The 19,785-nt window shown below is 52.2% G+C and carries 15 protein-coding genes; 5 read left to right on the top strand and 10 right to left on the bottom strand.

What is annotated here, in order from left to right; all coding sequences use genetic code 11:
- The first annotated feature begins 8 nt into the window (after window positions 1-8).
- Complete coding sequence (locus HMF8227_RS03915) at window positions 9-2,174, top strand: malate synthase G (RefSeq protein WP_109338942.1); 2,166 nt, start codon at window positions 9-11, stop codon at window positions 2,172-2,174.
- A 56-nt stretch (window positions 2,175-2,230) separates the two neighbouring features.
- On the opposite strand, the gene HMF8227_RS03910 is transcribed toward HMF8227_RS03915, so the two are convergent.
- The 10 genes from HMF8227_RS03910 to HMF8227_RS03865 form a co-directional block, all read right to left on the bottom strand.
- Window positions 2,231-3,355 carry a beta-ketoacyl-ACP synthase III gene (locus HMF8227_RS03910; RefSeq protein ID WP_109338941.1) on the bottom strand — a complete coding sequence of 375 codons (1,125 nt, stop codon included), beginning with the start codon at window positions 3,353-3,355 and terminating at the stop codon, window positions 2,231-2,233.
- Between the two features lie 138 nt (window positions 3,356-3,493).
- Window positions 3,494-5,284, bottom strand: coding sequence for a choice-of-anchor I family protein (locus HMF8227_RS03905; protein ID WP_109338940.1), 1,791 nt, complete (start codon window positions 5,282-5,284; stop codon window positions 3,494-3,496).
- 288 nt (window positions 5,285-5,572) lie between these two features.
- Entirely contained in the window at window positions 5,573-6,184 is a 612-nt protein-coding gene (locus HMF8227_RS03900; RefSeq protein WP_109338939.1) for a DUF2490 domain-containing protein, read from the bottom strand.
- A 96-nt stretch (window positions 6,185-6,280) separates the two neighbouring features.
- A complete protein-coding gene (locus HMF8227_RS03895; protein WP_109338938.1) occupies window positions 6,281-7,186 on the bottom strand; it encodes a hydrogen peroxide-inducible genes activator in 906 nt (301 codons plus the stop codon).
- Window positions 7,187-7,319: 133 nt separating this feature from the next.
- The gene (locus HMF8227_RS03890) at window positions 7,320-8,588 is read right to left on the bottom strand and encodes an inorganic phosphate transporter (RefSeq protein WP_109338937.1); all 1,269 of its coding nucleotides are present in this window, start codon (window positions 8,586-8,588) and stop codon (window positions 7,320-7,322) included.
- Window positions 8,589-8,600: 12 nt separating this feature from the next.
- Window positions 8,601-9,278: a TIGR00153 family protein gene (locus HMF8227_RS03885; RefSeq protein WP_109338936.1), complete on the bottom strand. Its 678-nt coding sequence runs from the start codon at window positions 9,276-9,278 to the stop codon at window positions 8,601-8,603.
- 165 nt (window positions 9,279-9,443) lie between these two features.
- Window positions 9,444-10,160, bottom strand: a complete 717-nt coding sequence (gene phoU / locus HMF8227_RS03880) for a phosphate signaling complex protein PhoU (protein ID WP_109338935.1) — start codon at window positions 10,158-10,160, stop codon at window positions 9,444-9,446.
- A complete protein-coding gene (gene pstB, locus HMF8227_RS03875) occupies window positions 10,160-10,990 on the bottom strand; it encodes a phosphate ABC transporter ATP-binding protein PstB (protein WP_109338934.1) in 831 nt (276 codons plus the stop codon). Before pstB ends, phoU begins: the two co-directional genes overlap by 1 nt.
- A gap of 4 nt (window positions 10,991-10,994) precedes the next feature.
- Complete coding sequence (pstA, locus tag HMF8227_RS03870; RefSeq protein ID WP_109338933.1) at window positions 10,995-12,551, bottom strand: phosphate ABC transporter permease PstA; 1,557 nt, start codon at window positions 12,549-12,551, stop codon at window positions 10,995-10,997.
- A gap of 2 nt (window positions 12,552-12,553) precedes the next feature.
- On the bottom strand, window positions 12,554-14,593 hold the full coding sequence (locus tag HMF8227_RS03865) for an ABC transporter permease subunit (protein WP_162558491.1): 2,040 nt from the start codon (window positions 14,591-14,593) through the stop codon (window positions 12,554-12,556).
- Window positions 14,594-14,811: 218 nt separating this feature from the next.
- On the opposite strand from HMF8227_RS03865, the gene HMF8227_RS03860 reads away from it, so the two are divergent.
- From HMF8227_RS03860 to HMF8227_RS03845, 4 genes are all read left to right on the top strand, one after another.
- A complete protein-coding gene (locus HMF8227_RS03860; protein ID WP_109338931.1) occupies window positions 14,812-15,324 on the top strand; it encodes a glycine cleavage system transcriptional repressor in 513 nt (170 codons plus the stop codon).
- Window positions 15,325-15,419: 95 nt separating this feature from the next.
- Complete coding sequence (gene ppk1, locus HMF8227_RS03855) at window positions 15,420-17,510, top strand: polyphosphate kinase 1 (protein WP_109338930.1); 2,091 nt, start codon at window positions 15,420-15,422, stop codon at window positions 17,508-17,510.
- Window positions 17,510-19,036, top strand: a complete 1,527-nt coding sequence (gene ppx / locus HMF8227_RS03850) for an exopolyphosphatase (RefSeq protein WP_109338929.1) — start codon at window positions 17,510-17,512, stop codon at window positions 19,034-19,036. The genes ppk1 and ppx overlap by 1 nt, the downstream gene beginning before the upstream one ends.
- A 190-nt stretch (window positions 19,037-19,226) precedes the next feature.
- Complete coding sequence (locus HMF8227_RS03845; protein WP_109340998.1) at window positions 19,227-19,499, top strand: HU family DNA-binding protein; 273 nt, start codon at window positions 19,227-19,229, stop codon at window positions 19,497-19,499.
- Window positions 19,500-19,785 lie beyond the last annotated feature (286 nt).

Below are 19,785 nucleotides of genomic sequence, written 5' to 3'. Positions count from 1 at the left end.
AGCAATGTATGGCGGCCTATCAGCAACGCGACGCACTCAGCGTTCACCCTCAACTATGCGACTTTCTTGAACAGCAAGTCCTGCCTAAAACCGGCCTGGACCCGGCGCTATTCTGGCGAGGCTTCGCTCACTTACTCAAAGATTTGAGCCCGGAAAACCAGGCATTACTGGATAAGCGAGAGCAATTACAGCAACACATCGATGACTATCATCGCCAGCATCCAACTCTGGCGGCCTCCGATTACAAGGCATTTTTAGAAAGCATCGGCTATCTGCAATCTGAGCCTGCCGACTTTCGTATTCAAACCCAAAACGTGGATGACGAGATCGCTCGCCTGGCCGGTCCCCAACTGGTAGTGCCTATCAATAACGCTCGCTATGCGCTAAATGCTGCCAATGCACGCTGGGGCAGCCTGTACGATGCCGCCTATGGTACCGACGTGCTCCCCGAAACAGATGGTGCCGAGAAAGGAAGCCAATATAACCCGGTGCGAGGGCAGAAGGTGGTCACCTGGGCCAAGGACTGGCTGGATAAGATTGCCCCTCTTACGCAGGGCCAGCACCGCCAGGTCACCGGTTATCGCATCGATAACGGTCAACTCAGCGTGAGCCTGGAAAACGGTGATGTGACAACCCTGGCTTCCCCCGGCCAGTTTGTGGGATTCAAGGGGGATGCCAGCCAACCCGATGCCGTTTTACTGCAGCACAATGGCCTGCACGCCGAGATTCAAATCAATGCCAGCCACCCTGTGGGTAGGACCGACCCCGCTCATGTCAGCGATATCCTGATGGAGTCAGCGCTGACCACCATTATGGATTGTGAGGACTCGGTGGCCGCCGTCGACGGCGAAGACAAGACCCTGGTGTATCAAAACTGGCTTGGGTTGGTGATGGGTGATCTGAGCATTAAAATGCAAAAAGACGGCAACACCCTCACGCGGCGCCTAAATCCGGACCGTGACTATCAAACTCCGGATGGAAAAGGCCTGAGCCTGCCAGGTCGCAGCCTGATGCTGATTCGCAATGTGGGCCACCTTATGCGCAATCCGGCCATCACTTTGGATGGCGAGCCCGTCTTTGAAGGCCTGATGGACGGAGTGATCACCAGCCTTATTGCCAAGCTGGATATTATGAATCAGGGTCAGTTCGGCAACAGCCGAACCGGCAGTGTCTATATCGTTAAGCCTAAGATGCACGGACCGGAAGAAGTGGCCTTTACCAACACCCTGTTTGCCCGTGTAGAACAGTTGGTGGACCTGCCTGCCAATACACTGAAAATGGGCATTATGGACGAGGAGCGTCGCACCAGCCTGAACCTTAAGGCTTGTATTGAGGCAGCCAGGGAGCGGGTCATATTCATCAATACCGGCTTTTTGGATCGCACCGGTGACGAGATCCATACCAGTATGCTCGCCGGGCCTTTTGCCCGCAAAGGTGAGCTCAAGCAGCGCCCCTGGATCCAGGCCTACGAGCAAGCCAATGTCTTGATCGGATTAAAATCGGGCCTGTCCGGTAAGGCTCAGATCGGTAAGGGCATGTGGCCCATGCCGGATAAGATGGCGGAGATGATGGAAGCGAAAATAGGTCACCCCAAAGCCGGAGCCAATACCGCCTGGGTACCCTCACCGACTGCCGCGACTCTGCATGCGCTGCACTATCATCAGGTGGATGTGTTCGAGGTTCAAAAACACCTTCCCGATGCCCAAGGCCTGCGAGACACCTTGCTGCAAATTCCGCTGCTGGAACAGCCAGACACTCTCAGCGCCGATGAGGTTCAGCAGGAGTTGGATAACAATGTGCAGGGCATTCTGGGTTACGTAGTACGCTGGGTGCATCAGGGAGTCGGATGCTCCAAGGTGCCAGATATTCACGATGTGGGCCTGATGGAAGACAGAGCCACCTTACGTATTTCCAGTCAGCATATTGCCAACTGGCTGCATCACGGCATCGTCAGTCAGTCGCAGGTAGAAGAAACTTTAAAACGGATGGCGGCGTTGGTGGATAAGCAAAATAGCGGTGATCCCGAGTACATTGCCATGCTGCCAGAGCCAGAGAAGAGCATTGCATTTCAGGCTGCCAGTGAACTGATCTTCAACGGTAAGACCCAACCATCGGGCTATACCGAACCGGTGCTGCACAAGAAGCGTTTAGAGATGAAGCAACAGCAAGACTAAGCGTTTGGGAAGCGGGGCGCGTTAATCCAGCCCCGTTTCCTGCTCTGTTTGACGACTTAGCGTTTCTTCAACACCAGACTACCAATTGAGTAACCCGCTCCGAAGGAACACAGCACGCCAAGCTCACCACTTTGCATATCCTGATGATGCAGGTTGAAGGCGATCATGGAACCGGCTGAGGCAGTATTGGCGAACCTGTCCAGTACGATAGGCGCCTCATCTTCGCTGGCGTCCCGGCCCAGTAGCTTTTTCGCGATCAGTAGATTCATATTGATATTGGCCTGATGCAACCACCAGCGGCGAACATCCGTGGTGTCGTAGCCACAATCGGCCAGATGCTGCTGCAAGTGATCCGCTGCCATAGGGCAGACTTCCTTAAACACCTTACGACCGTTTTGATGGAACAACTTATCGGCCCCGTAAGGGTCGCTGTCATAGGCTCGGGCCATGTAACCAAAGTTAGAGCGAATGTTGTTAGAAAACTGGGTTACTGCCTTAGTGCCCAGGATCTCAAACACATGCGGACCAGTGGCTTGTGCCCCGTCTTCCACCAACATAGCGGTAGCCACATCACCGAAAATAAAGTGGCTGTCGCGATCGCAGTAGTTTAACTGCGGCGAGACCAGTTCAGGGTTGATCACCAGTACCGACCTGGCCGTGCCCGCCTTGACCATTTCATAAGCACGATGCAAACCGAAGGTCGCCGCCGAACAGGCCACCAGCATATCAAACCCAAAGCCCTGAATGCCCAGGGCATCCTGAACCTCGATGGCAATCGCCGGATAAGCTCGCTGAGTGTAGGCACAAGAAACAATCACCGCATCCACCTCCGAGGCGCTTCGGCCCGCCGCAGCTAAGGCTTTTTGGGCCGCATCAATAGCAATCTCGGCCTGCTCAGAGCGGGCACTCTCGGGGCGCTCCGGCATTTTAGGCTTCATACGATCGATATCCAGAATGCCCGATTTTTCATACACATAGCGGCTCTTGATACCGGAGGCCTTCTCGATAAACTCGGCACTGGAAAAAGGTTTCGCGTCTATTTCGCCGGCTTCGATGGCTTGCTGATGCTGTTGATTAAACTGCTCGGCCCACTGGTTGTATACCGCGACCAGCTCCTCATTACTGATACTCTCGGCCGGGGTCCACAGGCCACTGCCGCTGATCACCACAGAATCGGTCATATATGCGCTCTCTATAAGGATTATTCTGCAAATTCTAACCTTGTTCGGGTTGAGTGTCATGGCGGCACGCGATCAGGACATAAAAAAACCGCCGGTACCGGCGGTTTTTTTATGTACACAAGTGCGTTTGGCGCTCAGTCAGTATTGCTCCACTTGCCAAACCGTTACCGAGCCACTGACCTCATTACCCACGATCAGTAGTGGTTGGCCCGAAGCACTCTCCTCAGCAGGCACGAACTTCATGCCCTCAGGAGCCAAATCACCGATACCATCACCGGGCTCCAACCCTTCTGTAAGATCCCGGTTAATCAGGTAGTCGACGAATTGAGCATCGTAGGGGTTCGTAATGTCATAAATCATAATGCCCCCCATGCGCTCAAGCCCAACAAAGGCGTAGGTTCTCTCACCCACCATCCCCAGTGTCAGTGCTTCTGGTTCTGCACCTTTATTCTCTGAGCGGGAATCCCCCTCGTTTTCATCGTCGTTGTTATTAAAGGCATCGCCATGCACGGATGCCGTAATCCGTTCAATATCATCGCCTGAGTCGAATACCACCAGACCGTTCGTATCCCAGATGGTAAAGGATCGTGCTCCATAGGCATAAGCGGCACTGTACTCTCCGTTTCCATCGGCATCTCCCAAGGCCTGAGTTACTCTCAAATCAGACAAATCGGCGCTGATCTCAACACCCGGCTCGAAAATTAAGTCTTCAACTTTCACCTCATCGGTGTAGCTCAGACAACCATCATCTTCATCGTAATCAACACCGCCTGCCGTGATGCACTCAGCTTCATCAGCCACCTCAAAGAAATATTCACGCGCATCGCCCTCGTTGGCCGTTACCAAAAAATCAGCGCCTTTCCATTGATAACTGGCGATGCTGTCTGGCATATATACACCATACAAGTTTTGGTATTGACCAAAGCTGACTGTACCGTCTTCCATCGCATCTATCTGTAGTCGCGACCAATCCTTAAAGCCAAGGCCTTGAATGCGTATCGACAGGTCATTGAGGTTGATCATCGCAAGGCCGTTGTTTTCCTGCAAGGTCACATAAGCCATATCGTTGGTTGCCGTTATGTATTCGGGCTCAAGGTCCTGAGCGACACTACTATCCACGGTATTTCCATTGATAGTGCGGCCATTGGGCGTTGGAAAATGCATGCCCATAGCACTGAGCGCTTCTTTTTGATCGTTGAAGGCCTGAAAACCCAGCTCCGTCACACTGGCAGCACTGAGGTCGCTGCCGACTAATTCAATAACGGTCACCGAACCTTCAGGGTCCTCACTAAAATCCCCATTAGGCTCACCCTCATTGGCGACAATGACCTTGCTCCCATCCGGTGTAAACGTCACCATGTCGGGTAAGAAGCCCGCTTCAATCGCCCCCACATAATCCGGACTGCCTTCATTCAGGCCGTTGTAAAACAAAACCTCGCCACGCACACCATGGGAGGCTTCCATCGCCACTACCAGCCAGTCACCATGCACCGCAATACTATTTGCACCGACTAGCGTTTTGCCATTGACCTCCGTTTCCAGTGGCATTGAGGTAGAGTTAAGGGTGTCGGCTGTCAGTGGGTTGGTGACTTGCTCATTGCTGACAGTCGTCATATCTATCATGGCAATGGTCGGAGTGCTGGCCGCGCTATTGATAGCATAAGCAGTCAACGTCTGGGGATGGTACTGTACAATCTCCGCCGCTCCCTCGGGGTCTTCTGGATTTAATATGGTTCTGGCGACCACCTTCATGGTAATCCCTTTAACCGCATCATCTCCTGCGGGTCCCTGGTCACCTTGAGGTCCCTGCTCCCCCTGAGGGCCTGGTTGCCCCTGTAGGCCATCATCGCCTTCCAAGGCACAGCCTGATAATGCAAACGCTACAGATAGCGCAAGAAGTGCTGGTTTAATTCGGTTTTCATTTGTCATTAGTCTGTCTCGGTTACTTGGAGTGTTAAGACCACTAACATCCCAAGATTTATTGACAGCACAACGACAACGTCGTGACAACTTTTTGAAATCTTATTGACACAACTCCATCAACCGCACCGAATTTAATACAACCGTCGTATTTGTCCCTAAGCGTTCAATTTTCAACCTAACGTTTTGCTCCCTGACAATCTGATGACAGCGGCAAACCACCTTCTCACTGACAAACAAACATAAAAAAACCGCCGGGCTAAGGGCGGTTTTTTTATTCTAGCCTGTCAGGCCTGATTAAAATTTGTATTTAAACTTGGTACCGATCACCCAAGCCACACTGGAACCAGACTCGCGCAACAGGTAAAGGTCGCCTTTCCAGTCTTGAGTCAGCTGCCGCTCGGCGCCTATAGCAACACGGTTTTTGTCTTTTTCTCCGTCGCTCAGTTTATAGAAGTACTCATAACTGGCGTAGGCTTTGTAGTCGCCGTATACCTCGGACACTTTACCTCTTAAACGAGCACGCAAGCCGTAGTCGTCATTCTTCCAGCGGTTTTCCAGCTTCAGACGCCAAGCCGTCTTAACGCCATTTATGGACAGCTTCTTCTTGGCAAAAGGCGCTACTCGCCACTCTTCACTACTAAAGTCACCCTCAGCCCCTTTCGACTCGTGGCGAAACTCCACACCAAGATCCAAACCTTCAGCCACGGAGCGAGACACGCTGAACTTACCGTTCAACATAAACAGGCCATCACCGGTTAAATCGGTCTTCTGCTCACTGGCGAAGTTTAAGCTGTAATCCTGATACGCCGTCTTGGCGCTGAATTCATTCCACCATTGCTCGGTGTCAGCAAAGCTTAAACTGCTGACCAGCACCAAACTCAAAATAGTTATACGTAACGATGTCATAAAAATGCCATAAAACTGTCATATTTCATGGCTGCGCATAATAGGGGCTTTACGTATAAATGCAAGTATTATCCGCAACACAAAGTGTTCTGGGACTCAAAGTTTTGGCTTGGGCATCAACGGTGCAATGACTTCGGCCAGACGTCGGAATAAACGCATTCTTGTGGTACCACTGCGCCAGACCAGGCCAATCTCCCGAAAAGCCCGGTCTTCTGCCGGGAAGGAGACCAACTGGGTATGCGCCAACACGTCGCTTTTCAGGGCCAGTTCGGGCAGGAAGGTCAGCCCCAGCTTACTGTTCGCCAGTTGTACCAACGTAAACAAGCTGCTGGCCGCCAGGGCACTGACCTGCTCACTGTGTCTGAGCCCACAGGCACTTACCGCGTGGCCTGTCATACAGTGCTCCTGCTGCAATAAAAATACGCTGTTTTCCGGCAACTGGGAGTAATCGAGAGGACTCGGCAGTTGCTCTAACATTTCCGGGTGTGCCACCAAATGGAATGGATCGTGACCGATTACCAACTGTTTGCACCCGGGCGTCTCCATAGGCAGGGCCAGAACCAACAGATCCAATTCGCCGTTATTGAGTTGCTGCAGCAGGTGACTGGTGGTGTCCTCCTGAATCTGCAGGTTCAGCTTGGGCAACTTATCCTGCACTTCATTTATCAGAGGTTCGAGCATAAAGGGGGCAATCGTGGGAATCACCCCTAACCTGAGTTTGCCGGCCTGCCAGTCCCCGGCGCTATGAACAAAATCCAACAGATCGCTGGCTTGATTTAATAAGGCCCGACTTCGCTGAACCACCTCATGACCAAATGGGGTAAATATAAAGGTCTTATGGTCCCGCTCCAGCATCTGGCAACCAAAGTGCTCTTCTAAGTTCTGAATGGCAGTACTTAACGTGGACTGACTGACAAAGCAACGTTTGGCCGCCCGGTTAAAGTGCTGCTCTTCGTGCAACACCACCAGATAATACAGATGCTTGAGGTTCGGCCACTTCATATTCACATTCCCGACTATTATCTATTTCTTAATCGATTTTTACGAATATATTGGACCCTCTCCCGTAAGTCCACGACACACATAAAAAAGCCCGGCGGTGCCGGGCTTTTTTGTTTCCAGATGCTTTATCAGCTTAGGCGATAAAGATCCCCTTAAGCATAAAGAAGAACATGATGGACAACACCGCTCCCACAGGCAGAGTGACTACCCACGAAACCACAATGTTACGCACCACGCTTAGGTTCAAAGCAGCGATACCGCGCGCCATACCAACACCTAACACCGCCCCCACCAGGGTTTGTGTGGTGGAGATTGGCAAACCGGTACCTGAAGCGACCACTACGGTTGTGGCTGCAGCCAGTTCGGCGGCAAAACCACGACTGGGAGTCAAATGGGTAATGCCCTTACCAATGGTCTTAATCACGCGATGACCAAAGATAGCCAGACCCGCTACGATGCCGATACCACCCAGAGGCAGTATCCACCAGGCGAGTTGCGCTTTGGCAGCAATCTCACCGTTGTTATGCACTACCGATACCACGGCAGCCAAAGGACCAATGGCGTTGGCCACGTCGTTCGAGCCATGGGCAAAAGCCATACAGCAGGCGGTAACAATCATCAGTACCGCAAATACCCGCTCGACACTGGCGTAATGCATCTTCTTGTCGGCCTTAGCGTCGGTCTTCAAACCGCGGATAAAGTAGCTACCCACCAGTGCTACTAATACTGAGATACCGACAGCCCAGGCGTAACCTTCGGCGGTGCCCATTTCCATACCGACGTGCTTAAGGCCCTTCTTAATGGTAACCAGCGACATTACAAAGCCGGCAAAGGCCATATAAAGTGGCACATAGCGTTTGGCATTCTGCAGCGGATTGTCGGTATTAAAGATCAGCTTCTGTGCACTCATAAAGATGAGATAGGCAATAAAGCCCGAGATGGCCGGAGTGATGACCCAGCTACCGACAACGCCGATCACCTTGCCCCACTCTACCGCCTCAGTGCTGACGCCAACGGCAGCAAAACCAACAATAGCACCGATAATAGAGTGGGTGGTGGACACAGGCCAGCCCAACCAGGAGGCGATAACCAGCCAGATACCGGCTGCCAACAAGGCAGAGATCATGCCGAACACCAGCAATTCCGGTTGGTCAACAAAAAAGGCACTGTCGATAATGCCTTTTCTGATGGTGGAGGTGACCTCGCCGCCGGCCAGGTAGGCCCCGGCAAATTCAAAGACCATGGCGATCAGGATCGCCTGTTTGATGGTTAAGGCTTTTGACCCCACAGAGGTACCCATGGCATTGGCCACGTCATTGGCGCCAATCCCCCAGGCCATCAAAAAACCAACCACGGCCGCCGTCGCGACCAGCATAAAGCCGTACGTACTGATAATATCCATAAAACTGTGCCCTTAACTTGCCAGCATTAATTCCAGTCGGGAACCGACTCGCTCGGAGATATCGGCAAGATCGCCGATCCATTCGATGACGCTGTAAAGGAACATCACGTCGATGGGATTTAAATTGGCCTCAAGGGCTCTTAAGTCACGACGCAGCTTAATCTGCATCTTATCGGTATCGTCTTCGATCTGGTCTAGCTCGGCGATCATCTCTTCCACCAGCTTAACCTCACGACCGCGGAAACCCGCTTCCAACAACTCATCGAGTTCATTGGTCACGACCTTGGCCTGGCGTGTCGCGTCAAGGCAACGATTTAAATAGGTAAGGAAGGTTTCTTTGATCTCAGCCGGAATCGGCAATTCACGGCCAAACACCCGTCCGGCGATGTCGCGGGAGCGGTTGGCGATCTTGTCCTGCTGACTGAGCAAATCCAGCACATCATGGCGCTGAACCGGCATAAAGATACCGGCAGGCAGATTAGCTCTGAGCTCTCGTTTCAGATCATCGGCGTCGCGCTCCAGATCGGCGATGCTCTCATAAGCTTTTTCTACGGCTGACCAATCTTGCTTAAAGACGGCTTCAAAGAAAGGTAACAAGCCCTGGCTGCACTTATGCACAAGATTTATGTGCTCCTCAAGTGGTTTCAGCGGCGACTTGGCGAATACGTCAAGAAACGAACTGTTAGACATAAATGGCACTATACTGACCCTTTTATTTCGAGCGAATCATACACTATCACTGTAAAGTGCAATATTTCAGTTGCATGACAGTTTTGTGACAACCATCAACGCGGCGCGTATGGTACAACATTAAATATGACACTTTTGTGACAATTTGAAAAATTTTCGCTAATCCTAGCGTAACTCATTGAGCTTGTCGCGAATCTCATGACGTGAAGCATGGCGAATATCCTTACCTTGCACTAAGTAAATCACATACTCACAGATATTCTTACATCTATCCCCGACTCGCTCCAGAGAGCGCATGGCCCACAGGATCTCCAGCCACTGATGCATCGACTCCCGTTCCTGTTGCATCTCGGTAACGGCCTGCATCAACAGTTGCTTGTAGCGCTCATCGATGTCCTGATCCTGCATATGAATCTCAAGTGCTGCCTCCGCATCCATACGGGCAAAGGCATTCAAAGTTTGACGAAACAACTCCATCACCTGATTGCCGGTCGCCACCATGCCATTTTTGATATCGGCCGACACCGGCAAGGTTCGCTTAACGATCAACCCCGCAATCCTCTCCACATCATCGCCAATGCGCTCGATATCGGCGGTCACTTTGTTAATGGTCATTACCAGGCGTAAATCGCTGGCGGCCGGATGGCGCTTGGCGATGATACGCAAGCACTCTTCGTCAATCTGCACTTCCATGGCGTTGACGGTCTGATCGTTCACCACCACTTTTTCTGCCAGCCCGGCGTTATTATCCCGAAGGGCAACCACCGCATCACACAGCTGCTGCTCCACGACCCCGCCCATAGTCAGCACGGCGTTACGCAGGTTCTCCAGCTCCTGGTTAAAGCGGCCTGATATGTGGGTGTTGAGTTTAATGTTATCCATCAGCCGTAACGCCCTGTAATGTATTCTTCGGTTTGTTCCTGTCTGGGCCGGGTGAACAAACGGTTGGTATCGGAGTACTCCACCAGACGCCCCTCGTGCAAGAAGGCGGTGAAGTCTGACACCCTTGCCGCTTGTTGCATATTGTGGGTCACAATCAGAACGGTAAACTTCGATTTTAGTTGGTTGATCAGCTCTTCGATGGTCAGCGTGGAAATCGGGTCCAGCGCCGAGGTTGGCTCGTCCAGTAACAGAATCTCTGGCTCCAGCGCAATGGCCCGGGCAATCACCAGTCTCTGCTGCTGGCCGCCAGACAAGGTCAGTGCAGAGTCGAATAAACGGTCTTTCACCTCATCCCATAAAGCCACATCCTTCAGGGCCTTCTCGGCCGCGTTATCCAGCTGACGTCGATCTTTGATTCCCCGAATTTTCAGACCATAAACCAGATTTTCATACACCGACATTGGAAACGGGTTGGGCTTTTGAAAGACCATGCCCACCTGGCGTCTGAGGCGCGCAACATCCTCACGCCGGTCATAGATATTTCTTCCATCAATGATCACTTCACCCTCAACTTTACAGCCGGGCTCCAGGTCATTGAGGCGATTAAAACAGCTAAGCAATGTGGACTTGCCTGAACCACTGGGTCCGATCAGGGAAGTAACCTGATGTTTCGGCACACTCATGCCAATACGCTCCAACACCTGGTTATTGTCAAAATAGAGGCTAAGCTCCTTGACCTCCACGGAGATCTGCTCCGGTGACAAAGCTTCAAGATCCACCTCCGGTTGAACCAGAGAAAAATAATCAAACAAGGGTTTGCTATTATCCATCCACTTACCTTATCAACGCCTGATAACGCGCCCTCAGTCGCGCCCGTACCAGAATTGCCGCCACATTTAATACCACCACGATCAACAGCAAAAGCAAACAGGTCGCAAACATCATCGAGCCGCTTTGGGCAAAATGATTGCTGTGAAAAGCACCATCGTAAATCAATACTCCAAGATGCATAAACTGTCGGTCCAGATGCAGATAGGGAAATTCTCCGTCTACCGGCAAACTCGGCGCAAACTTAACAGCACCCACCAGTAACAACGGTGCCACCTCACCGGCCCCACGGGCAATCGCCAGAATCATGCCGGTCATAATGCCAGGGCTTGCCATCGGCAGCACCGTATTCCAGATAGTTTCAAACTTGGTAGCCCCGAGCGCAAAGCTACCGTGGCGAAGCGACTTGGGCACCCGGCGCAGGCCTTCTTCAGTGGCAACAATCACTACGGGTAAGGTCAGCATGGCCATGGTCAGCGAGGCCCAGAATAATCCCGGCGCACCGAAGGTCGGCGCGGGCAGGTGGTCACTGAACAGCCACTCGTCGATCTGACCGCCCACGATGTACACCCAGAAGCCCAAGCCAAACACACCATAAACGATAGAAGGTACGCCCGCCAGATTATTAACGCCGATGCGGATCAGCGAGGTCAGTCCGTTATCTGGCGCATACTCACTCAAATAGAGCGCCGCAATCACGCCCAGTGGCGTTACCAGCACGGTCATCAATAAAACCATGACCACCGTACCGAACAAGGCCGGGAAGACGCCTCCGGTATCGTTTGAGCTCTTCGGTCCCTCGCTGACAAAGTGCCAAAGCCGGGTCAGAAAGACCTGAAACTTATCCAGTACATCCAGGCGGTTAAGCAGCCAGTAATCATCCACTGAAGCCAGCGGCAGACTAAACTCTCTGCCATCGGCCCCCATCAGACTTAATCGGAACTCAGCCAGCGCCCGCTCCTTGCGTTGAATCTGCTCCTGAAGCTCGGCAAAACGTTGAGCAAGTTTCTGCCGGGCGGGGGCCTCTTGGGCCACGCCACGACGCTCCATCTGAGCGAGCTGCTGGTGAATGGGTCCCAGCTGGTCTTGCTTTAAATCCTCGACCTGACGGACCCGGGCCGACACTTTGTTTAGTAATTCCGGTAACTGCTCCACTGACAGGCGCTGCGGCCCCTGATAGCCCGCCAGTAGCTTAGCGTATAGACGATTGCCGTTACGTAGCAAAATATCGGTCAGTTCCGGTGGTCTTCGCGCATCAATAATACGGCGGCTCTCGACAATATACTGCTGGGCACCAAACTGCTCCAGCAAGGCACCACTCATGACCCAGTGACTGTGCTCCTCTGAACTGCGATAGTCACGGGATTGCACCTTGGCAAATACAGACTGAGTAGTACCACCTTGTTCATAACGCACTTCATACAAAGGCTGGGGCCAGAAATAGGAGACTCCATAGGCCAGTATGACCCCGGCAATCAATAAAATCACCATCAGCAATAACGCCGCCGGCACGCCGCTGAGCATCAGGGGTAAATCGTTTTTCTGGCGGTTCAGGATTCCCATGCTCAGACCCTCTGATAACGCCGCCGCAGATGGCGGCGAATTAACTCAGCCAGTGTATTGACCAAAAAGGTAAAGCCAAACAACAGCAAGGCGGTAAAGAACAAAATGCGATAATGAATACTGCCAACCTTAGACTCGGGAAGCTCAATGGCGATATTGGCGGTCAGAGTGCGGATGCCGCTAAACAAGTCCCAGTCCGGCACCGGCGTATTACCGGTGACCATCAGTAGAATCATTGTTTCACCAAAAGCGCGCGATAAGCCCAACATCACCGCCGAGAATATACCGGGATAGGCGGTGACCAACACCACCCGACTCAGTGTCTGAATGCGTGTGGCGCCAAGGGCGAGAGAAGCTTGGCGAAGATGAGACGGCACTTCATAGATAGCATCCTCAGCCAGCGAATAGATACTCGGCGCAATGGCAATCCCCAACGCCAAAGCAATCACGATGGCATTTTTGCTACTGTATTGGCTGTCCTGCGCGTAGTTGCCCACCCATTGGTTCCAAACCTCAGGCTGCCAATCATTGCCCGCGCTTAAACATAACCACAACAACAGTGCCAGTACTGGTATCAATAGCAGCAGTTCCCAGCCCGTCTGCCAACGTGGAGGTAAACACTTGGCGATACTGCGCTGACTTAAGGCCGCCGATACCATCACAAATGGCAGACTCAACAAAAACAGCATCAAACCAAACAAGTATTCTTCCACCACCGGCGTCAACCAGATGGCGGCGATAAAACCAATGACCACGGAAGGAATAGCTTCCAGCATTTCGATGCCCGGCTTTAACCAGTTACGCAGCCGCTGGGGAACAAAATAGGCGGTATAAACAGCCGCCCCCAAAGCCAGTGGCACCGCCACTAAAAGCGCCACCAACGCCGCCTTAAGACTACCGATCACCAAAGGGACCAGACTGTATTTGGCCGAAATCTCATCATTGGCGGTTGTGGATTGCCACACATAATCGGCCTGGGCGTAGCCATCGTACAATACCGGCTGCCACAAGCTCTCAAAACTGACAATGGAATCGGCGTCCCGAATCTGCCAACGTTGCATCGTCTTACTGTCCCATACCTGCAGCGAATCCCCCACCGAATACACCTTGTCCGCATTCTGGGGCAGTGACTGGCGCAGCAATATTTCTCCCGTAGTGCCGAGAAGCAACACCAGCTGTCGTTGCTCGGTCAGCAATATCAGTAGATCTTTCCCCGGTATGGTCTGTAAGTCGAGTAGCGTCTGCTGTTGGTGTTTGACATAGCTTTGGCGCAGCCTGAATTGCCCCTGCTCATTAACCAACGACCATTTCTGCCATTCCCCGCCTTCCAGTCCCAGCATGACAGCTTTATCGTCAGCAAAGGTCCGCACAAACTCAATTGGCTTGTCGAATGTATAACTCTGCTGGTTCGCTCCAAACAGGTGCAGCTTATTGCCGTCGGCCACCAGTGCAAAATTTTGCGACGGCAACAAGGTCAGTTTTCCAGACACCGGCAGGTTTTGAGTATGACTCTGCAAAGGATTATGGCGCGACACCCACTTCACCGCCCAGTGCTTGTCCGTTTTTACTGCCAGCCCATACCAGTGTTCGGATAAGGCCACCTGCCAGTCTTTTCCCCCAATGTCCTGGTGGGGGGCATAAAACGACGCACGCTGCTGCTTTTGCCAGTCCTGGCCGCGGCGACGTAACTGCATAATACGCAGTACCCCTTCGCCACTGAGTTCAAACACATAGCGGCTGCCGAGGTACTCTCTTGCTTTCACTCGAGTCGAACACGGCAGCGGAAACTGCGCCTGAGTGTGCCAGGTTTGTGGGTCAGCCAATGACAGCTGGCAGTCTTCATTGAGTAATAAGGCAGGTTGGTTATTTGCCTGAGCTCCGGGCAACAGCACTTTCGCCTGTGTGGGTAGCGGCCATTGCTGCTGCATCTGCACCGAGGGGGAGTAAAGCAGCGGCCACACCACATACACAAGGTGCCAGATTAACAGGCCCAGGGTCACCAGCACCATCCAACCACCCGCCGCGATAACACGCCGGGCCAAACGATCCCGTCGCTGCCGCCTGATGTTATGTGAGCTTGAAAAAAGGCTTAGCCTGGACACATCGGCTCCACTGCAAAAAAACTACTGTCATTGTACTGACCCCGCTGGGAATTCATAGGCAAACTAAGCGGTTGAAATAACGATAGTATTTCGCGCTAGTACCAATCCTGCATTATAGTGAAGGAAAAACCCCAACCTTATTCCTTAAGAGGTTAACCATGAAAACCGTGATTCTTACCATGTTGGGTCAGGACAAACCCGGCATCGTGCAAACCATAGCCAGTGTTGTGCAGCGTCATCAGGGTAACTGGCTGGCCAGTAATTTTGCTCATATGGGCGGTCATTTTACCGGTTTTGTGGAAGTCCGCCTGCCCGCCGAGCAACTGGATAGTCTGGTTACCGAGCTCGATCAGATGCCCGAACTAAACATTAAACTGGTGGAAGCAGAAGTACCTCATCCGTCCACCAGTCACCATGTTGAACTGGAAGTTACCGGCAATGACAGACCGGGCATCGTTCAGCAGATTACCGGCGCCTTACAGCAGTTTGACATCAATATATTGCGCTTTGAGAGTCTGTGTGAGTCGGCTCCCAACTGGGGCAGCGATCTGTTCCGTGCTCGCTTCGAACTGGCGGTGGCGGACAACATCCAAGTCGAAGAGCTGCAAGAAGCAGTAGAAAACCTGGCCAACGACTTAATGGTCGATGTGCAGTGGCAGGGTAAGCCGTAGATACGTCCACAGACCGACTGTCATATTTCAGTCATAATACAGTAGTGTCAGTCAGCTAGACTCCGAGCCAAATTGATGAAGCAACGATGTATTGGATGACCTTAAAAACTGGCCCCTATTACCCCAAAGAACTCAGTTGGCTGGCCTTTAACGAGCGCGTGCTGCAAGAGGCCGCCGACAAGCGCAACCCTATTGTCGAACGTATCCGCTTTCTGGGCATATACTCTAACAACCTGGACGAGTTCTACCGAGTGCGGGTGGCTGATGTGAAACGCCAGATTTACATCCACCTTAATGAAAAAAACATCGAGGCGGCCGAAGAAACCAAGCATCTGATGGATCAGATCCAGGCTAAGGTCATTGAGATGACCAAGAGCTTCGAGCGCATCTATAATGATGTCGTGACGCGCCTGAAAAAATACAACATCCATCTTTTGCAAAAAGAGGATATCAACGACTATCAGGCCCACTGGCTCAGAGACTATTTTAAAAATAAGATTCTGCGGTATATCGCCCCTGTGATCGTCACCAACCGGGTGAATCTGGTGGACAGGCTTAACGACACCGACACCTATCTGTTAGTGGGCATTCACAAAGTCGACAAGCCAACTCAGTATGCGGTCATCGAAGTCCCCACTGAATACATGTCACGCTTTGTCCAGCTGCCGCCGCAGAAAAGCCGCAAGCACAAGTATATTATCCTCCTGGATGACATTATCGACCTTTGTCTGGAAACCATCTTTAAGGGCATTGTGGATTTTGATCACCTGGATGCCTACTCCTTTAAGATGACTCGGGATGCCGAGTATTCCATTACCGACGAGATCGACGAGAGCTACGTGGAAAAGATGTCCGAGAGCATGAAGCAACGGCTGATTTCCGAGCCGGTGCGGGTAATCCACGATTCGGATATGCCTAAAGACATGCTGCGCTTTCTGCGCAAGGAAATGCAAATGTCGTCCTACGACAGCCTTATTGCCGGCGGTGCCTATCGAAACTTTAAGAACTTTATCGGCTTTCCCAATCCGGGCCGGGACTATCTGGAAAACAAAAAGCTGCCAGCGATTAATGCCCGCGCCTTTGCCGATTTCGATACGGTATTTGACGCCATCCGCCATAGCGACATTCTGCTTTACTACCCCTACCATCGCTTCCTGCACATGACGGAAATGGTGCGCCAGGCCGCGTTCGATCCGAACGTCCGCCATATCCGACTGAACATTTACCGGGTGGCCAATAAATCACGCATTATTAATTCACTGATGGACGCGGTTCACAACGGCAAGCAAGTTACCGTGATGGTGGAGCTGCGAGCCCGGTTCGATGAAGAGGCCAACATCGAATGGTCGAAGCGCATGACCGACGCCGGGATAAAGGTGATTCTGGGCATTCCCACTCTGAAAGTTCACTCTAAGCTCTGTGTTGTCAGCCGTGAGGAAAACGGCGAGCTTATCCACTACGCCCACTTTGGTACCGGTAACTTTAACGAAAGTACCGCCAAGATTTATACCGACTTCAGCTTATTCACCCGCCATCAGGAGCTGGCTCAGGAAGCGGTCAATGTGTTTGAGTTTATTCAGTATCCTTACCGACGTTACAAATTCCAGCACCTGCAAGTCTCACCCATCAATGCCAGGACCAAGATCCAGCTACTGATCCGCCAGGAAATCCAAAATGCGCGGGCAGGTTTGCCAGCTGGTATCAGGCTGAAGGTCAATAATCTGGTGGATATACCACTTATCGACGATCTCTATCGGGCCAGTGAGGCTGGCGTCGAAGTTCGAGCCATAGTCCGCGGCATGTGCTCCCTAAAACCGGGAGTCAAAGGTTTAAGCGATAACATCTACATTACCAGTGTCGTGGACCGTTTTTTGGAACACCCCAGGGTGGCCATTTTCGAAAATGCCGGTGATCGCAAAGTCTTTATTTCTTCAGCCGACTGGATGACCCGAAATATGGACAACCGGGTGGAGGTGGGGTGTCCGGTCTATGATGCCAGACTGGCGCAACGTATTATCGATATCTTTACCATTCAGTGTCGGGATACCACCAAGGCCAGAGTCATCGACGAGCACCAGACTAATCCTTACGAGCCCAGGGGCAACCGAAAAAAGTTGCGTTCTCAGGTAGAGATCTACCATTATCTGAAGAATCAGGAAAAGCTAACGCAAGAGTCACAGGATTAATGTCAGAACTCAGCCGGGTCTTCGAGGATGTGGAAAGTCGTGAGGCCACCCACGTCGCCGCCCTGGATATCGGTTCCAACAGCTTTCATTTGGTCATCGCACGGGTGATCGCCGGCAGTGTTCAGATATTACATCGGGTCAAAGAGCGAGTCCGGCTGGCCGAAGGATTAAATGCCGACAATATTCTGGAGCCCGAGGCCATTGAGCGTGGACTGGCAGCACTGGCTAAGATGGCCGATAGTCTGCAAGGGTTTCACCCCGACTCGGTGCGCATCGTTGCCACTAACACCCTGCGCAATGCCACTAATGCCAGAGACTTTATTAAGGCCGCCAGGTCAGTCATTCCCTACCCTATCGAGATCATTTCTGGCATGGAAGAAGCGCGCCTTATCTATCAAGGTGTGGCTCACACCACCGACGCTAAAGGACAGCATCTGGTGATCGACATCGGCGGCGGCTCCACCGAGTTTATAATTGGCACCGGTTTTCAGCCACAGCTGATGCGCAGCATTCAAATGGGCTGTGTCAGTTTTAATCAGCGCTATTTTGCCAAGGGTAAGCTAACCGAAAAGCGTTTTAATAAAGCCATGACCGCTGTGCAACAAGAGATGGAGTTTATCCAGCACAAATACCGTAAACTCGGCTGGGACAGAGCCATTGGCACTTCCGGAACCATAAAAGCGTTAACCAGTGCCGCCCAGTCATTGAACCCTGACTTACCGCCCGATACTCTTACACTCAACGAATTGAACCAATTACGACAACAATGTATCCAGGCCGGTCATATTGACCAACTTAATCTCACCGGCGTCGGAGAAGACCGCAAGCCGGTCATCGCTGCCGGGCTTTGTGTGCTAACCGGGATCTTCGAAAGTCTGGGCATCCAGTCACTGCAGTTTTCGTCGGCCGCCTTGCGTGAAGGTGTGATTTACGAGATGGAAGAACAACTGGCCCATGGCGATATTCGCGAACGCACCGCCGAGAGTCTCGCCATTCGTTATGATGTGGATACGGATCAGGCCCGGCGCGCACTGCAAACCAGTCTTGAGCTGTTCGATCAGGTCAAGAAGAGTTGGCAGCTCGATAATGAAGCACGCCAGCTATTGGGCTGGGCCGCTTTACTGTACGAGGTGGGCTTGCAAATCAATTCGCGGCGCGTGCAACATCACTCGGCCTATATTCTTAACCATACCGATCTTCCCGGCTTTAATCAGGAGCAACAGCTGCTATTGGCCACTCTGGCCCGCTTCCACCGAAAGAAGGTACGCAGCGAGGACGTACCGGAATTTGTCATCTACAGCAAAGAATCCGTCCACCGACTGATAGCCTTAATACAAATCGCCACTACCCTGCACATTCAGCGTCAGGACAACGTACTGCCCCAAATTACAGCTAAGGCTGAAGAGCAGCGCCTTGAGCTGACCTTTACCGACAACTGGCTGGCAGCGTCGACATTGGTACAGGCGGATTTAGAAACGACCGCGATGAATCTCAGGCATTGTGGTATTGAGTTAATTGTCCAATAGTCGTTCATGTGCCTGTCACAGTGTTGCTTTAGACTGCGGGTTTTGTGTAGCCTGAGCAACAGGCCTGCTATAGGTATCTCCCTGCACAACAAAGTGACAGGGTAAATACGAAAAAATGTCTGTCTTCATCTCGCCGTTCGTTATAGTTAGGCGAGACCAATATACTGATGTAACCATAAGGATGATAACCATGAATAAATCTGATCTGGTCAATGCCGTTGCCGAAAGCGCCGAACTGTCTAAAGCCTCGGCAGGTCGCGTGATCGACTCTGTTACCGATGCCATTACCGAGTCTCTGGCAAAAGGGGAAGAAGTCGCGCTGTTAGGCTTTGGCACTTTTAAAGTCACTCAGCGCTCTGCCCGCACCGGCCGCAATCCTCAAACCGGACAGGAAATCCAGATAGCCGCCTCCAAAGCCCCCAGCTTTAAAGCCGGTAAGGCACTGAAAGACGCTGTTAACTAACAGCGAATTCCAGACTTTTCCAAGGGCAGCCAGGCTGCCCTTTTTTATGTCCAAGGATGGACGGTATGCCGAGAATGCAGGGAGCAATTCGAGGCGATGTCCAGGGGTGAAGAGGCAGAAAACAGCTCCTGCGTTTTCTGCATTTCCGCCTTCCCTGGCGGTCCGGTGCGCGAAGCGCGCGAGGGGTGATTTAACATCACGCCGAGAGCGATGAACGCGAGGCCGTGGGCGAACCGCGCATGTCATTGGCGAGGGCGCGCAGCCAATGAAGTAGTGAGCGGGAGGG

Source organism: Saliniradius amylolyticus (assembly GCF_003143555.1).
Lineage (GTDB): Bacteria > Pseudomonadota > Gammaproteobacteria > Enterobacterales > Alteromonadaceae > Saliniradius > Saliniradius amylolyticus.
This window is presented reverse-complemented; position numbering and strand designations above follow the sequence as displayed.

Excerpts from the sequence above, each read along its gene's own strand:
- HMF8227_RS03900 (WP_109338939.1), bottom strand. The coding sequence starts at position 6,184 with ATGACATCGTTACGTATAACTATTTTGAGTTTGGTGCTGGTCAGCAGT.
- HMF8227_RS03915 (WP_109338942.1), top strand. The coding sequence starts at position 9 with ATGGCGGCCTATCAGCAACGCGACGCACTCAGCGTTCACCCTCAACTA.
- HMF8227_RS03845 (WP_109340998.1), top strand. The coding sequence starts at position 19,227 with ATGAATAAATCTGATCTGGTCAATGCCGTTGCCGAAAGCGCCGAACTG.
- ppk1 (WP_109338930.1), top strand. The coding sequence starts at position 15,420 with ATGACCTTAAAAACTGGCCCCTATTACCCCAAAGAACTCAGTTGGCTG.
- ppx (WP_109338929.1), top strand. The coding sequence starts at position 17,510 with ATGTCAGAACTCAGCCGGGTCTTCGAGGATGTGGAAAGTCGTGAGGCC.
- pstB (WP_109338934.1), bottom strand. The coding sequence starts at position 10,990 with ATGGATAATAGCAAACCCTTGTTTGATTATTTTTCTCTGGTTCAACCG.
- HMF8227_RS03890 (WP_109338937.1), bottom strand. The coding sequence starts at position 8,588 with ATGGATATTATCAGTACGTACGGCTTTATGCTGGTCGCGACGGCGGCC.
- HMF8227_RS03910 (WP_109338941.1), bottom strand. The coding sequence starts at position 3,355 with ATGACCGATTCTGTGGTGATCAGCGGCAGTGGCCTGTGGACCCCGGCC.
- HMF8227_RS03905 (WP_109338940.1), bottom strand. The coding sequence starts at position 5,284 with ATGACAAATGAAAACCGAATTAAACCAGCACTTCTTGCGCTATCTGTA.
- HMF8227_RS03895 (WP_109338938.1), bottom strand. The coding sequence starts at position 7,186 with ATGAAGTGGCCGAACCTCAAGCATCTGTATTATCTGGTGGTGTTGCAC.
- HMF8227_RS03885 (WP_109338936.1), bottom strand. The coding sequence starts at position 9,278 with ATGTCTAACAGTTCGTTTCTTGACGTATTCGCCAAGTCGCCGCTGAAA.
- HMF8227_RS03860 (WP_109338931.1), top strand. The coding sequence starts at position 14,812 with ATGAAAACCGTGATTCTTACCATGTTGGGTCAGGACAAACCCGGCATC.
- phoU (WP_109338935.1), bottom strand. The coding sequence starts at position 10,160 with ATGGATAACATTAAACTCAACACCCACATATCAGGCCGCTTTAACCAG.
- pstA (WP_109338933.1), bottom strand. The coding sequence starts at position 12,551 with ATGGGAATCCTGAACCGCCAGAAAAACGATTTACCCCTGATGCTCAGC.